The following is a 14,548-nucleotide window of genomic DNA, read 5'->3' on the forward strand; positions in this document are numbered from 1 at the left end:
CGTCAAGGCCTCTCTGACAGCAGAAAATCTATCGGTAACGGCCGGCCGCCAATCGTTCTTCAGCGATTGTCACAAGGCCGCCGTCAAAATCGATCGATCAGTCTCGCCGGTTTCATGCAACGCATAAAACCGCGCTACCGATAAAAGTAGGGGCAGGTTTCTTTTCCTCACACTGTCCGGCGCGGGCGGGCCGCGGCGCAAGTCGCCTTGCAAAAGCCCCGCAATGCCGTCATATCCCCGAAAGATTCCCATGAAATCAAGCGGAAATGCGCTTCACGCGGCGTTCTGCGGTTTGCGTTTGTCCCGAAAAATGGCTACAATCGCGGAGTCGCTGGGCGTGCGGCTTTTTATGTGCGGCTCAGGTGCGACCACCGGCAATAAGATGATGGGCGTTTAGCCCATTTTTTTTTGCCGCTCAGTTCATCGTGGTTCGGCATCTCGGGTAGCACGAACGTGCGCCAGCTTGGCGCGCGGCCCGCATTGGTTGTTTGCAAAACAAGCGGCAGGCTCGCTGCGCGAACATCTAAGAGGGCATTGTGCAACTGACGGAACTGATTGAAACCACGGTCGTGGGACTCGGCTACGAGCTCGTCGATCTCGAGCGCACCGGGCGCGGCATGTTGTGTATCTATATCGACCAGCCGGCCGGCATCGGGATTGAAGACTGCGAGAAAGTCACGCGTCAGCTCCAGCACGTTCTGACGGTCGAAAATATCGATTACGAGCGGCTTGAAGTGTCGTCGCCGGGTCTCGATCGCCCGCTTAAGAAGCTAGCGGATTTCGAACGCTTCGCAGGCAGCGAAGTGGTAATCACATTGAAAAAGCCATTGGACGGACGGAAATCGTACCGGGGCATCCTGCATGCTCCGCAAGGCGAAACGATCGGTCTGGAATTTGAAGGGAAGGAAGGCGCCGCGATGCTCGATTTCACGCTCGCGGACATGGACAAAGCACGCCTCGTTCCGAAAGTTGACTTTAGGAGCCGCAAACAATGAGTCGCGAAGTGTTGATGCTGGTGGATGCGCTGGCACGCGAGAAGAACGTCGATAAAGACGTGGTATATGCCGCGCTCGAAGCGGCTCTCGCTTCGGCCTCCAAGAAACTCTTCGAAGAAGATGCGGATATCCGCGTCCAGATCGACCGTGAAAGCGGCGAGCACGAAACGTTTCGCCGCTGGAAGGTCGTGCCGGACGAAGCCGGTTTGCAGGAACCGGATCAGGAAATCCTGTTGTTCGAAGCACGCGAACAGCAACCCGAAATTCAGCTCGACGAATACATCGAAGAACCGGTGCCGTCGATCGAATTCGGTCGTATCGGCGCGCAGGCCGCCAAGCAGGTGATCCTGCAGAAGGTGCGCGACGCTGAACGCGAGCAGATCCTGAACGACTTCCTCGAGCGCGGCGAGCACATCATGACCGGCTCGGTGAAGCGTCTCGACAAGGGCAACTTCATCGTCGAAACCGGCCGTGTCGAAGCGCTGCTGCGCCGCGACCAGCTGATTCCGAAGGAAAACCTGCGCGTGGGCGACCGTGTGCGTGCCTACATCGCGAAGGTCGATCGCACCGCGCGCGGTCCGCAGATCGAACTGTCGCGTACGGCGCCCGAATTCCTGATGAAGCTGTTCGAAATGGAAGTGCCGGAAATCGAACAGGGCTTGCTGGAAATCAAGGCGGCGGCCCGCGATCCTGGCGTGCGCGCCAAGATCGGCGTGGTCGCGTACGACAAGCGTATCGATCCGATCGGCACGTGCGTCGGTATTCGCGGTTCGCGCGTGCAGGCTGTGCGTAACGAGCTCGGTGGCGAAAACGTCGACATCGTGCTATGGTCGGAAGATCCCGCCCAGTTTGTGATCGGCGCCCTCGCGCCGGCAGCCGTCCAGTCGATCGTCGTCGATGAAGAAAAGCATTCGATGGACGTCGTCGTAGACGAAAACGAACTGGCGGTCGCGATCGGCCGCAGCGGCCAGAACGTGCGTCTTGCCAGCGAACTCACCGGCTGGCAAATCAACATCATGACGCCGGACGAATCCGCGCAAAAGCAGAATCAGGAACGCGGCGTACTGCGTGACCTGTTCATGGCGCGTCTCGATGTCGACGAAGAAGTCGCCGACATCCTGATCGACGAAGGCTTCACGAGCCTCGAAGAGATTGCCTACGTGCCGCTCAACGAAATGCTTGAAATCGAAGCATTCGACGAAGACACCGTTCACGAACTGCGTAACCGCTCGCGCGACGCGTTGCTGACGCAGGCTATCGCGAATGAAGAAAAGGTCGAAAATGTAGCGCTCGACCTGAAGAGCCTGGACGGCATGGACGCCGACCTGCTCGCGAAGCTGGCTGAACACCAGATCCAGACGCGCGACGAACTCGCCGAACTGGCTGTGGATGAACTGGTCGAGATGACCGGGATGGAAGAGGATGCCGCTAAGGCGTTGATCATGAAAGCACGTGAACACTGGTTCCAGTGAGAAATGACCATGGCGCACTAAATTGAACGCGGCCGTCAGGCCGCATGACCCGATGCTAACCGCAAGGAATCGGTCCTTGCATTAAGAGGAATGAATGGCGAGTAACAACGTAGCCCAATTTGCCGCGGAACTGAAAATGCCTGCAGGCGTGCTGCTTGAGCAGCTGCAGGCGGCTGGCGTCACCAAGGCGAGCGAAGCCGACTCTTTGTCCGAAACGGACAAAGCGCGTCTGCTCGACCACTTGCGCAAGTCTCACGGCTCGACTGATGCAGACAAGCGCAAGATCACGCTGACGAAACGGCATACGTCGGAGATCAAGCAGTCCGATGCGACGGGCAAAGCTCGCACCATTCAGGTCGAGGTGCGTAAGAAGCGCACTTTCGTCCGCCGCGACGAAGCCGCCGGTGAAGGCGGGGATGCATCGAATCATGTGGCCGAAGATGTCGAGGTCGAAGTTGACGATCTCGAACTGCAGCGTCGTGAAGAGGAAGCTCGTCACGAAGCTGAGCTGCTCGAAAAGCAGGCTCAGGAGCTGAAGGCGCGTCAGGAACAACTCGAACGCGAAGAAGCCGAACGTCAGGCGCGTGAGCAGGCTGCAGAAGCCGAGCGCCGCCGTGCGGAAGAAGACGCGGCGAAGAAGCGCGCAGCGGCTGCGGCCGAGGCGGCAGCCCGCGAGAAGACTCAGCAGCCGGCAACGCAAGCTGCGCAGCCGGTGACGGCCAAGGCCGAGCCGGTCGCTGCCAAGGCGGCTGAGCCGGTGGTCGCGAAGGAAAGCGAGCAGGACGACGAACGCGCCGCGGCAGAACGCGCAGCGCAACGCGAAGCCGCGAAGAAGGCCGAAGACGCAGCGCGTCAGGCAGCCGACAAAGCGCGCGCCGAGCAGGAAGAAATCGCCAAGCGCCGTGCTGCGGCAGAAGCCGAAGCACGTGCGATTCGCGAAATGATGAACACGCCGCGCAAGGCTCAGGTCAAGGCGCCGGAACCGGCACCGAAGCCCGCTGAGCCGGCCAAGGCTGTGGAAGCCAAGGGCACGCTGCACAAGCCGGCACGTCCGGCGGGTGAAGCGCCGGCACGTCCGGCTGCCAAGAAGCCGGCCGCTGCGGCTCCGGCTGCTACGACTACGCCGGCTGCCGGCGACAAGAAGAAGCCGGGTGGCGGTAAGGGCGGCTGGCAGGACGACGCAGCCAAGCGCCGCGGTATCAAGACGCGCGGCGATACGAGCGGCGGCGTCGATCGCGGCTGGCGCGGTGGCCCGAAGGGTCGCGGCAAGCATCAGGACCAGAACACCACGTTCCAGGCGCCGACCGAACCGATCGTGCGTGAAGTGCACGTGCCGGAAACCATCACGGTCGCCGACTTGGCGCACAAGATGGCGGTGAAGGCGTCGGAAGTCATCAAGTCGATGATGAAGCTCGGCCAGATGGTCACGATCAACCAGATGCTGGACCAGGAAACGGCGATGATCATCGTCGAGGAACTGGGTCACCACGCGGTTGCGGCCAAGCTGGACGATCCGGAAGCCATGCTGGTCGAAGGCGAAATTTCGGATGCGGAAGCATTGCCGCGTCCGCCGGTCGTCACGGTCATGGGTCACGTCGACCATGGCAAGACCTCGCTGCTCGACTACATCCGCCGCGCAAAGGTTGCAGCGGGTGAAGCAGGTGGGATCACGCAGCACATCGGCGCGTACCATGTGGAAACGCCGCGCGGCGTGATCACGTTCCTCGACACGCCGGGTCACGAGGCCTTCACGGCCATGCGTGCCCGCGGTGCGAAGGCAACCGACATTGTGATTCTGGTGGTCGCAGCCGACGACGGCGTGATGCCGCAAACGAAGGAAGCGATCGCCCACGCGAAGGCAGGCGGCGTGCCGCTCGTCGTCGCGATCAACAAGATCGACAAGCCGGATGCGAATCTGGAACGCGTGAAGCAGGAACTCGTCGCCGAAGGCGTCGTGCCGGAAGAGTACGGTGGCGAATCGCCGTTCGTGCCGGTGTCGGCCAAGACGGGCGCGGGCATCGACGATCTGCTCGAACAAGTGCTGCTGCAAGCCGAAGTGCTGGAATTGACGGCACCGGTCGAAGCACCGGCCAAGGGTCTTGTCATCGAAGCGAAGCTCGACAAGGGTAAGGGTCCGGTTGCAACGATCCTGGTCCAGTCGGGTACGCTGAACCGCGGCGATGTGGTGCTGGCAGGTAGCGCTTACGGTCGTGTGCGAGCCATGCTCGACGAAACCGGCAAGCCAACCAAGTCGGCGGGTCCGTCGATCCCGGTCGAAATTCAGGGTTTGTCGGAAGTCCCGCAGGCTGGCGAAGAAGTCATCGTCATGCCGGACGACCGTAAGGCACGTGAAGTCGCGCTGTTCCGTCAAGGCAAGTTCCGCGATGTCAAGCTGGCCAAGCAACAGGCCGCGAAGCTCGAGAACATGCTGGAACAGATGACCGAAGGCGAAGTGGCGTACATGCCGCTCATCGTCAAGGCCGACGTGCAAGGTTCGCAGGAAGCGTTGGTGCAGTCGCTGCTCAAACTGTCCACGGACGAAGTGCGCGTACAGATCGTGCACGGCGCCGTGGGTGGCATCAGCGAGTCGGACGTCAATCTGGCAACGGCATCGAAGGCGGTCATCATCGGCTTCAACACCCGTGCGGATGCGCAGGCTCGCAAGCTGGCGGAATCCAACGGTGTCGATATTCGCTACTACAACATCATCTATGACGCAGTAGATGACGTGAAGGCCGCGATGTCGGGCATGCTGGCGCCGGAGAAGCGCGAAATCATCACCGGTACGGTCGAAGTGCGTCAGGTCTTCAAGGTACCGAAGATCGGCGCGGTGGCAGGCTGTATGGTCACGGACGGTTTCGTCAAGCGCTCGTCGTCGGTGCGCGTGCTGCGCAACAACGTCGTCATCTTCACGGGCGAACTCGACTCGCTCAAGCGCTTCAAGGACGACGTCAAGGAAGTCCGTCAGGGCTTCGAGTGCGGTATGTCGATCAAGAACTTCAATGATATCGTCGAAGGCGATCAGTTCGAAGTCTTCGAGATCACCGAAGTCGCGCGTACGCTGTAATTCACGCGGCACGGCTCAACGGGCGGAGCGGGCTTTAACGCCCGCTCCGCCCGTTGGTTTTTGGGCCCGCCGTTTCGCGCAGGCGGTCTGACTTGTCGTGAATAGCATGGAGCCGCTCAGGCGTCGCTCCACGAACCATCGGCAGGCCGCAGCTGCGCGACCCACTTTTTTGCATCCGCCTAAGCGGATCACATAACACCATGCCTAAAAAACGTACTTCTCCCAATCGCAACGTGCAGATCGCCGATCAGATCCAGCGCGATCTGTCCGTTCTGCTGCGCGAGGTCAAAGATCCGCGTATCGGTATCGTCACGATTCAAAGTGTCGAACTGACGCCGGATTATGCGCACGCCAAGATCTATTTCACGACGTTGACCGGCGACCCGCAACAGACGCTCGAAGCGCTCACGCATGCGGCCGGTCATCTGCACAATCAGCTGTTCAAACTTCTGCATATCCATACGGTGCCGACGCTGCATTTCCACTACGACCAGACGATCGAGCGGGCTGTCGAGATGTCGAAGCTGATCGACGAAGCCAACGCCAGTCGCGCGAAAGAAGACTGAGTGCGCTGTGAGTTGCGGCTTAGGCTGCTTACGGCGCCGAAGCCGAAGCCGAAAGCATCAGCCCACGCCGCACCCAGCGTCGTTTTCCGTATCCATCGAAGACTCCGTCTTTCTGACATGACCGCACCTCAACGTCCCCGCGTGCCGCGTCGCGTGCTCGACGGCGTGCTGCTGCTCGACAAGCCGCTCGGCCTGTCGAGCAACGACGCGCTGATTCGCGCGAAGCGTCTCTATCTGGCGAAAAAGGCGGGCCATACCGGCACGCTCGATCCGCTCGCCACTGGTTTGCTGCCGTTGTGTTTCGGCGAAGCCACCAAGTTCTCGCAGGACCTGCTCGAAGCCGACAAGACCTACGAGGCCACCATGCGCCTCGGTATTCGCACGACCACCGGCGACGCCGAAGGCGAAGCGATCGACACGCGCGCCGTGACGTGCGACGAGGCCGCGGTTCAGGCGGCCATGAGCCGTTTTCTCGGCGAGATCACCCAGATTCCGCCGATGTATTCGGCGCTCAAGCGCGACGGCAAACCGTTGTACGAATATGCGCGCGCCGGCCAGACAGTCGAGCGGGAAGGGCGGCAGGTGACGATCCTCAAGCTCGAGCTGCTCGCATGCGCGCTGCCTGATGTGACGTTTCGCGTGACCTGCACCAAAGGAACGTACGTGCGTACGCTGGCCGAAGATATCGGCGAAGCGTTGGGTTGCGGCGCGCATCTGGTCGCGTTGCGGCGTACGGGTGTGGGTGCGCTGACGCTGGAGAATTCGGTGACGCTCGACGCGTTGTCCGACGCCACGGAAGCCGAGCGTGACGCGTGGCTGCAGCCGGTGGATGCGTTGTTGTCGACGTTCCCGTCCGTCGAGCTGAACGAAGACGCGACGCGCCGCTTTTTGCACGGTCAGCGGCTGAAGCTGTCCGAGTTGAGCATTAGCAGCGACGCAGCGAATGCGCCGCGCGTCAGAGTGTATGCAGCGGAAGGCCGTCTGCTTGGCGTCGCGAAGCCGGGTGAGGGTGTGCTGGCGCCCGAACGGCTGGTGGTCACCGCGCAGAGTTAAGCCGCTCGCTGACCGCAGCAACCAGACATACGCGCCGCAAATAAAAAGGCGGGACCGCTACCAGGCGGTCCCGCCTTTTTTCACATCGGGTTACGTCGTCTCTACAGCGCAGTAACCAACCCGAATCTCAATGCGCCGCCGCGGCCGCGGCACCCGCATCGCCACCCGCACGTTCCGGCCGCGCCATCCAGATCAGCGCGATCAGCGCGACGAAAATCCCCGCCGACACGAAGAACAGATCGTTCACGCCCAACTGCGCGGCCTGCTGCGTGGCCATCGAATTGAACAGACCATACGCTTGCGGCTGACTGAAACCGGCCGCGCCCATCTGCCGGATCGACTGATCGAACACCGGGTTATAGGCGCTCGCCTGCTCGGCCAGTTGCGCGTGATGCATGATCGTGCGGTGATCCCAAGCGGTCTGGAAGATCGAGGTGCCGATGCCGCCGCACATGATCCGCACGAAATTCGACAGACCCGACGCCGCCGGAATCCGGTTGCCCGGCAAGCCCGACAGCGTGATCGACACCAGCGGGATGAAGAACCCGGCCATGCCGATCCCCTGAATCAACGTGGGCACCAGCAGCGAATAAGTATCGACGCCGGTCGTATAGCGCGAGCGCATCCAGAAACACAGCGCGAACACGAGGAACGACAGCGTCGCGATATAACGCGGATCGGTGCGCGGCAACACCTTGCCGGTAATCGGCGACAGCAGCACCGCGAACACGCCGACCGGCGCCATCACAAGACCTGCTTCGGTGGCGGTGTAGCCGATATCGGTTTGCAGCCACAACGGCAGCAACACGAGGTTGCCGAAATAAAGCCCGTATCCGATCGACAGCGCGATCGTGCCGCTCGTGAAATTGCGCCGGCTGAACAGCGAAAGATCGACCACCGGATGCTCGGCCGTCAATTCCCACACGATAAAGAACGCGAGCGAGATCACTGCGGTGAGCCCCAGCACGACGACGGTCGTCGACGAGAACCAGTCGAGATCCTTGCCCTTGTCCAGCATGACCTGCAGCGAGCCGACCCAGAGGATCAGCAGGCCGAGACCGACGCCGTCGATCGGTGCTTTTCTGATCTCCGAATCGCGGTTGCGGAAAATCATCCACGTTGCCCCGGCGGCAATCGCGCCGACCGGAATGTTGACGTAGAAAATCCACGGCCACGAAATGTTGTCCGAGATCCAGCCGCCGAGAATCGGCCCGGCCACCGGCGCGATCAGTGTGGTCATCGCCCACATCGATAAAGCCATCGGCGCCTTGGCGCGTGGATAGCTGGCGAGCAGCAGCGTTTGCGACAGCGGAATCATCGGGCCGGCCACCGCGCCTTGCAGCACGCGCGAGGCGAGCAGGAACGGCAGCGTCGGCGCGAGGCCGCACAGCCACGACGAGATCACGAACAGAATGATCGACGCCATGAACAGCCGCACCTGGCCGAACCGCTGGGTGAGCCAGCCGGTCAGCGGCACGGAGATCGCGTTGGCGACCGCGAACGACGTAATCACCCACGTGCCCTGGTCGGACGACACGCCGAGGTCGCCCGAAATGGACGGAATCGACACGTTGGCGATCGACGTGTCGAGCACGTTCATGAACACGGCAAGCGACACCGCGATGGTGCCGATCACCAGTTGCGCGCCCTCGAGCGGCGGGTGAGGGACTTGCGCCTGAGCCTGAGCCATTAAAAAAACCTTGTATGAATCGTCGCGCCGCTTACATCAGTTTCGCAGCGGGCTTGGCCGGGGCCGCCGCGGCTGCCTGAGCCGGCTTCGGCGTGCCGCCGTTCGGGCCGGCGTTTTCCGCAATGATGCGGGCGATTTCCGCATCGGCCTGATCGCCGTACTTCTCGAACACGTTGGTCTGGTAGACCGTGTTCGGCGCTTCGCCGAGCTGGCCGCCGCTCTGGTCCTTGATGCTGACGTCGGCTTGCATCGACAGGCCGATCCGCAGCGGATGCTTTTCAAGTTCCTGCGGGTCGAGCGCGATCCGCACCGGCAGACGCTGCACCACCTTGATCCAGTTGCCGGTGGCGTTCTGCGCGGGCAGCAGCGAGAACGCCGAACCCGTACCCGCCGAGAAGCCGACCACCTTGCCGTGGTACACGACCGACGAACCGTACACGTCGGCCGTCAGTTCGACCGGCTGGCCGATGTGCATGTACTTCAGTTGCACTTCCTTGAAGTTCGCATCGACCCACACGCCGCCGAGCGGCACGATCGCCATCAGCGGAGTGCCCGGCGAAACGCGTTGGCCGACCTGCACCGAACGTTTCGCGACGTAGCCCGTGACCGGCGCCGGCAGGTTGTTACGCGCGTTGTTCAGGTACGCGTCGCGCACCTTCGCGGCGGCCGCCTGTACGTTCGGGTGATTCGCGATCGTGGTGTTGGCGGTCAGCGCGCGATTCGACGCCAGTTGTTGCTGGGCGGCGTCGACGGAGGCTTGCGCGCTCTTCACGGCGTCGCGGGCGTGCGAGATTTCTTCCAGCGACACCGCGCCGGTCTGCGCGACGGCCAGACGGCGCTTCAGGTCGTCCTGAGCGCGCGACAGATCGGACTGGCGCTGGGCGACTTGCGCTTCGTACTGGTTGTCGTCGGCGAACAGGCCGCGCACCTGGCGTACCGTTTGCGCCAGATTCGCTTCAGCCTGTTCCAGCGCGACGCGCGCGTCGGCCGGATCGAGCACGACCAGCGGATCGCCGGCCTTGACGGTTTGCGTGTCGTCCGCGTTCACGGCGACCACGGTGCCGGTGACCTGCGGCGTGATCTGCACCACGTTGCCGTTCACGTAGGCGTCGTCGGTGTCTTCGTGGAAGCGCGCGACGAGGAAGTAGTAAAGGCCGTAGGCGATCGCGGCGATCAGGATCACGATGACGAGCAGCGTCATCATGCGCTTGCGTTTGCCGTTGTTCGCCGGTTGGGCCGGTTGGGGGTTAGCCGCGGGCTGCTGGGGGGTGCTCATTGATGTGCTCCGGGTTCTCTTGAACGTCGTCGTTTATTCGGATGTTCTGCGTGTTCGGTGTGGCTTCGTGCGCTGCGTTCAGTTTGCCGCGGCGGTCGCGGCGGTGGCCGATGCCGGGGCATCGGTCGGCACCACGAGGCCGGTTTGCGTCGCGTCGAAACCGCCGCCGAGCGCCTTGATGAGGCCGATCTGCATATCGCGGCGGCGCATCTTCAGGCTGGTGACCGTCTGTTCGGCGGCGAGGCGATTCTGGTCGGCGGTCAGCACCTGCAACTGCGGCGACAGCCCGGCCTTGTAGCGGATCACGGCCAGCTGGTACGCCTTGGTCGACGCGTCGAGCGCGCGCTGGGCGTCGCCGGACTGCTGGTCGATCGAACGGATCGACGAGACTTGCGTCGCGACGTCCGACAGCGCGCTGATCAGCGTCTGGTTGTAGTTCGCCACGTCCAGATCGAAATCGGCGAAGCGGCCCTTCAACTGCGAGCGCAGCGCGCCGGCGTCGAAGATCGGCAGATGGATCGCCGGGCCGAGTTGCATCTGACGGCTGCCGGATTTGAGGAAGCGGCCCCAGCCGAACGCGTCGAAGCCGACGCCGGCCGCGAGATTCACGTCCGGGAAGAATTCGGCCTTGGCTTCCTTCACGTCGTGCATCGCGGCTTCTACTTGCCAGCGCGCGGCGACGATATCCGCACGACGCGCGACGAGGTCGGCCGGCAGGTTATCCGGCAGTGCCACGGCGTTGCCGTTGGTCAGCACCGGCTTGTCGATCTGCAGGCCGCGGTCCGGCCCCTTGCCGAGCAGCGCGCCCAACTGGTAACGCACCACGGTGATCTGGCCGTCGAGGTCGGTCAAATTCGACTGGCTGGTCGCGATGTTGCCGTTCGCCGTTTGCCGCTCAACATTGGTGTCGAGACCAGCCGCCACGCGACCGTTGGTAATGCGGCCGATATCCTGGCGGTTGGCGATTTCGCGCGCGGCGATGTCGCGGAACGCATAGAGCTGCGCGAGCTGGTTATACGAGCTCGCCACCGACGCGGCGAGCGTGACGCGCGCCTGCTGCATGTCGGCCTCGGCAGCCTTTTCCTGCGACACGGCCTGACCGAGGCGCTGGCGATTCTTGCCCCACAGGTCGAGATCCCACGACGCGCTGGCCAGCACGTTGTTTTCGCTATACCAGGTGCCGCCGTACGGAGGCGGGTAGAGCGCGTTGCCGGAGAACAGTTCGCGGGTCCACGAATAGCTGCCGTTCACCTTCGGATACAGCGCCGAGCGCGAGCTTTCGATATACGACGACGCCTTCGCGAGCCGTGCCTGCGCCTGCGCGATCGACGGGCTGCCTTCCAGCGCTTCCGCGATCAGCTTGGGCAACTGCGGGTCGCCGAACTGGTCGGCCCAGTCGAGCGACGGCCACTGGCCGCCCTGGCCCGACAGACTCTGGGAGGACTCGTACTGAGCCGGCGACGAGATCTGCTTGTCGCTTTTCATGCCGAAGTAGTTCGCGCACCCCGTGAGGGCGAGCGCCGTCACCGCGGCGGCGACAGCGGTCCGGCGCGAAAGCGCGGACGCGGACAGGGAAAGGGATTTCATCGCTCGACTCTTTGAGTGGAATTTAATGATGGACACTGCAAGCAATCTATGACGATTTGCTGTCGAAATTGCTTGCTGCATCACGGGTTAGTCCCGTTTGTTCACCGGAATTGACGAGCACACGGCGCAACATGCTCTTCAGAAAACCCACTTCTTCCGGCGTGAAGCCGTTCAGCAGGTCGTCCAGCACACCGTTGAAAATGGCCGGCATTTTCGCCGCGATCGCGTGACCTTCCGGCGTCAGCGCGAGGCGTACCACGCGCCGGTCTTCGTTGCTGCGCACCCGGGTCAGCAGACCGCGCTTCTCCAGCCGGTCGACCAGACGCGTGACGGCGCTTGCGTCGATGCCGTATTCGCGCGCCAGTTCGGCCGCCAGCAGGCATTTGCCGCTCGCCACCATGAACAGGATGCTGCCCTGCTGGCTGGTGATGCCCAGTTCGGCCATGCTGCGTTGCGTGATCAGGTTCGACATGGTCGATTTCACGCGCGACAGCAGATAGCCGACGCTTTCGCCTAGCTGATATTGGCTGAGGTCCGGCGTGGGAGTAGGAGAATGCTCCGTCATGATTCTCGTGCGAATGCAATGGTTGACTAGGCAGGAGTATAGAGGTCCGTTGGTTGACGCGGCAAGCGTTATTACAGCTTAGGCAAGGATCCCTTACGGCTCAAGGCATGATGCGCGCGGTTTTGCGTAGGGTTGCGCCGATCCGCGCGGGCAGGGTGTTCTGCGCCCGCGCGCGCCAAGGCCGCTCGCGCAATCAGGGAATACGAGATAGCTTCATTTCTGCGTGCTATAATGTTGGGTTCCCAAAAGTGCGCTTTGGGCTTGTCGTGGTTTCGTGGTTTATCTGGCAACCGATAAGTAACCGGCTAAGCAAGCGGCGCACTCCAACTGTCTCCAGGTTTCCTATGACCCGCGCCCTACGCAACATCGCCATCATTGCCCACGTCGACCACGGTAAGACTACGCTCGTCGACCAACTGCTCCGTCAGACCGCCACGTTCCGCGACAACCAGCAGGTCGTCGAGCGCGTGATGGACTCGAACGACATCGAAAAAGAACGTGGCATCACGATTCTGTCGAAGAACTGCGCGGTCGAGTACGAAGGCACGCACATCAACATCGTCGACACGCCGGGCCACGCCGACTTCGGCGGCGAAGTGGAGCGCGTGCTGTCGATGGTCGACTCGGTGCTGCTGCTGGTGGACGCGGTCGAAGGCCCGATGCCGCAAACCCGCTTCGTGACCAAGAAAGCGCTGGCGCTCGGCCTGAAGCCGATCGTCGTGATCAATAAGGTCGACCGGCCGGGCGCGCGGATCGACTGGGTGATCAACCAGACGTTCGACCTGTTCGACAAGCTGGGCGCAACCGACGAACAACTCGACTTCCCGATCGTCTACGCGTCGGGCCTGAACGGCTACGCGGGCTTGACGCAGGACGTGCGCGAAGGCGACATGCGTCCGCTGTTCGAAGCCGTGCTGCAACACGTTCCGGTTCGCCCGGCCGATCCGGCTGCGCCGCTGCAACTGCAGATCACGTCGCTGGACTATTCGTCGTACGTCGGCCGTATCGGCGTGGGCCGTATCACGCGCGGCACGATCAAGCCGGGTATGTCGGTCGCCGTTCGTTCGGGCCCCGACGGCGCGATCCTGAACCGCAAGATCAACCAGGTGCTGTCGTTCAAGGGCCTCGAGCGCGTGCAGGTCGAGTCGGCTGAAGCCGGCGACATCGTGCTGATCAACGGTATCGAAGAAATCGGTATCGGCGTGACCATCTGCGCACCGGAACAACCGGACGCGCTGCCCATGATCACCGTCGACGAACCGACGCTGACCATGAACTTCCTCGTCAATTCGTCGCCGCTGGCCGGCCGCGAAGGCAAGTTCGTTACGAGCCGTCAGATTCGTGACCGCCTGATGAAGGAACTGAACCACAACGTGGCGCTGCGCGTGAAAGAAACCGGCGACGAAACCACGTTCGAAGTGGCGGGCCGCGGTGAACTGCACCTGACCATTCTGGTGGAAAACATGCGTCGCGAAGGCTACGAGCTGGCCGTGTCGCGTCCGCGCGTGGTGATGCAGGAAATCGACGGCGTGAAGCACGAGCCGTACGAAAACCTGACCGTCGACATGGAAGACGGCCACCAGGGTGGCGTGATGGAAGAGCTGGGCCGCCGTAAGGGCGAAATGCTCGACATGGCGTCGGACGGCCGTGGTCGTACGCGTCTTGAGTACCGTATTTCGGCGCGTGGCCTGATCGGCTTCCAGTCGGAATTCCTCACGCTCACGCGCGGCACGGGCCTGATGAGCCACACGTTCGACTCGTACCAGCCGGTTCGTGAAGGCGCGGTGGGCGAGCGTCGCAACGGCGTGCTGATTTCGCAGGACGACGGCGCGGCTGTCGCGTACGCACTGTGGAAGCTGCAGGATCGCGGCCGTATGTTCGTGTCGCCGGGTGAGCCGCTGTACGAAGGCATGATCATCGGCATTCACAGCCGTGACAACGACCTGGTCGTGAACCCGATCAAGGGCAAGCAACTGACCAACGTGCGTTCGTCGGGTACCGACGAAGCGGTGCGCCTCGTGCCGCCGATCCAGATGTCGCTGGAATACGCGGTCGAATTCATCGACGACGACGAACTCGTCGAAGTCACGCCGCAATCCATTCGTCTGCGCAAGCGTTACCTGAAGGAACACGAGCGCCGTAGCGCAAGCCGTAAGGGCGCAGTGGACTAAGCAATATCCGCAGACAACCGGGCGCAAACCCGGTTCGCTGTCAGGCAAAAGCCACCTTCGGGTGGCTTTTGCCGTTTCTGCTCCCATGCAGGCTGATGCAACCTGC

9 protein-coding genes and 1 pseudogene are annotated in these 14,548 nt (G+C 62.4%); 6 read left to right on the plus strand and 4 right to left on the minus strand.

Annotated elements, in window-relative coordinates:
• Nucleotides 1-536 precede the first annotated feature (536 nt).
• The 5 genes from rimP to truB all read left to right on the plus strand — a co-directional run bounded on the left by rimP (nt 537) and on the right by truB (nt 7,153).
• A complete protein-coding gene (rimP, locus tag HWY05_RS08105) occupies nt 537-995 on the plus strand; it encodes a ribosome maturation factor RimP (RefSeq protein WP_035550921.1) in 459 nt (152 codons plus the stop codon).
• Nucleotides 992-2,467 (plus strand): transcription termination factor NusA, encoded by a 1,476-nt coding sequence (gene nusA, locus HWY05_RS08110; RefSeq protein WP_035550919.1) that lies wholly within the window; start codon nt 992-994, stop codon nt 2,465-2,467. Before rimP ends, nusA begins: the two co-directional genes overlap by 4 nt.
• A gap of 94 nt (nt 2,468-2,561) precedes the next feature.
• The gene (gene infB / locus HWY05_RS08115; protein ID WP_035550916.1) at nt 2,562-5,534 is read left to right on the plus strand and encodes a translation initiation factor IF-2; all 2,973 of its coding nucleotides are present in this window, start codon (nt 2,562-2,564) and stop codon (nt 5,532-5,534) included.
• Between the two features lie 200 nt (nt 5,535-5,734).
• Nucleotides 5,735-6,100: a 30S ribosome-binding factor RbfA gene (gene rbfA, locus HWY05_RS08120; RefSeq protein ID WP_035550913.1), complete on the plus strand. Its 366-nt coding sequence runs from the start codon at nt 5,735-5,737 to the stop codon at nt 6,098-6,100.
• 117 nt (nt 6,101-6,217) lie between these two features.
• Complete coding sequence (truB, locus tag HWY05_RS08125; RefSeq protein WP_176058000.1) at nt 6,218-7,153, plus strand: tRNA pseudouridine(55) synthase TruB; 936 nt, start codon at nt 6,218-6,220, stop codon at nt 7,151-7,153.
• A 127-nt stretch (nt 7,154-7,280) separates the two neighbouring features.
• Here the strand turns inward: truB and HWY05_RS08130 are convergent.
• The 4 genes and pseudogenes from HWY05_RS08130 to HWY05_RS08145 form a co-directional block, all read right to left on the minus strand.
• Nucleotides 7,281-8,855: pseudogene (locus HWY05_RS08130) on the minus strand (DHA2 family efflux MFS transporter permease subunit); the annotation flags it as partial.
• Between the two features lie 19 nt (nt 8,856-8,874).
• Complete coding sequence (locus tag HWY05_RS08135) at nt 8,875-10,119, minus strand: HlyD family efflux transporter periplasmic adaptor subunit (protein ID WP_035550902.1); 1,245 nt, start codon at nt 10,117-10,119, stop codon at nt 8,875-8,877.
• Between the two features lie 78 nt (nt 10,120-10,197).
• Nucleotides 10,198-11,706 carry an efflux transporter outer membrane subunit gene (locus HWY05_RS08140; RefSeq protein WP_176058001.1) on the minus strand — a complete coding sequence of 503 codons (1,509 nt, stop codon included), beginning with the start codon at nt 11,704-11,706 and terminating at the stop codon, nt 10,198-10,200.
• 46 nt (nt 11,707-11,752) lie between these two features.
• Complete coding sequence (locus HWY05_RS08145) at nt 11,753-12,271, minus strand: MarR family transcriptional regulator (RefSeq protein WP_035550896.1); 519 nt, start codon at nt 12,269-12,271, stop codon at nt 11,753-11,755.
• Between the two features lie 344 nt (nt 12,272-12,615).
• Between HWY05_RS08145 and typA the strand changes: the two genes are divergently transcribed.
• Nucleotides 12,616-14,442, plus strand: a complete 1,827-nt coding sequence (gene typA / locus HWY05_RS08150; RefSeq protein ID WP_176058002.1) for a translational GTPase TypA — start codon at nt 12,616-12,618, stop codon at nt 14,440-14,442.
• Nucleotides 14,443-14,548 lie beyond the last annotated feature (106 nt).

The organism is Paraburkholderia sp. BCC1876 (assembly GCF_902833695.1).
Classification (GTDB): Bacteria; Pseudomonadota; Gammaproteobacteria; order Burkholderiales; family Burkholderiaceae; genus Paraburkholderia.

Excerpts from the sequence above, each read along its gene's own strand:
- typA (WP_176058002.1), top strand. The coding sequence starts at position 12,616 with ATGACCCGCGCCCTACGCAACATCGCCATCATTGCCCACGTCGACCAC.
- HWY05_RS08140 (WP_176058001.1), bottom strand. The coding sequence starts at position 11,706 with ATGAAATCCCTTTCCCTGTCCGCGTCCGCGCTTTCGCGCCGGACCGCT.
- nusA (WP_035550919.1), top strand. The coding sequence starts at position 992 with ATGAGTCGCGAAGTGTTGATGCTGGTGGATGCGCTGGCACGCGAGAAG.
- rbfA (WP_035550913.1), top strand. The coding sequence starts at position 5,735 with ATGCCTAAAAAACGTACTTCTCCCAATCGCAACGTGCAGATCGCCGAT.
- infB (WP_035550916.1), top strand. The coding sequence starts at position 2,562 with ATGGCGAGTAACAACGTAGCCCAATTTGCCGCGGAACTGAAAATGCCT.
- HWY05_RS08145 (WP_035550896.1), bottom strand. The coding sequence starts at position 12,271 with ATGACGGAGCATTCTCCTACTCCCACGCCGGACCTCAGCCAATATCAG.
- truB (WP_176058000.1), top strand. The coding sequence starts at position 6,218 with ATGACCGCACCTCAACGTCCCCGCGTGCCGCGTCGCGTGCTCGACGGC.
- HWY05_RS08135 (WP_035550902.1), bottom strand. The coding sequence starts at position 10,119 with ATGAGCACCCCCCAGCAGCCCGCGGCTAACCCCCAACCGGCCCAACCG.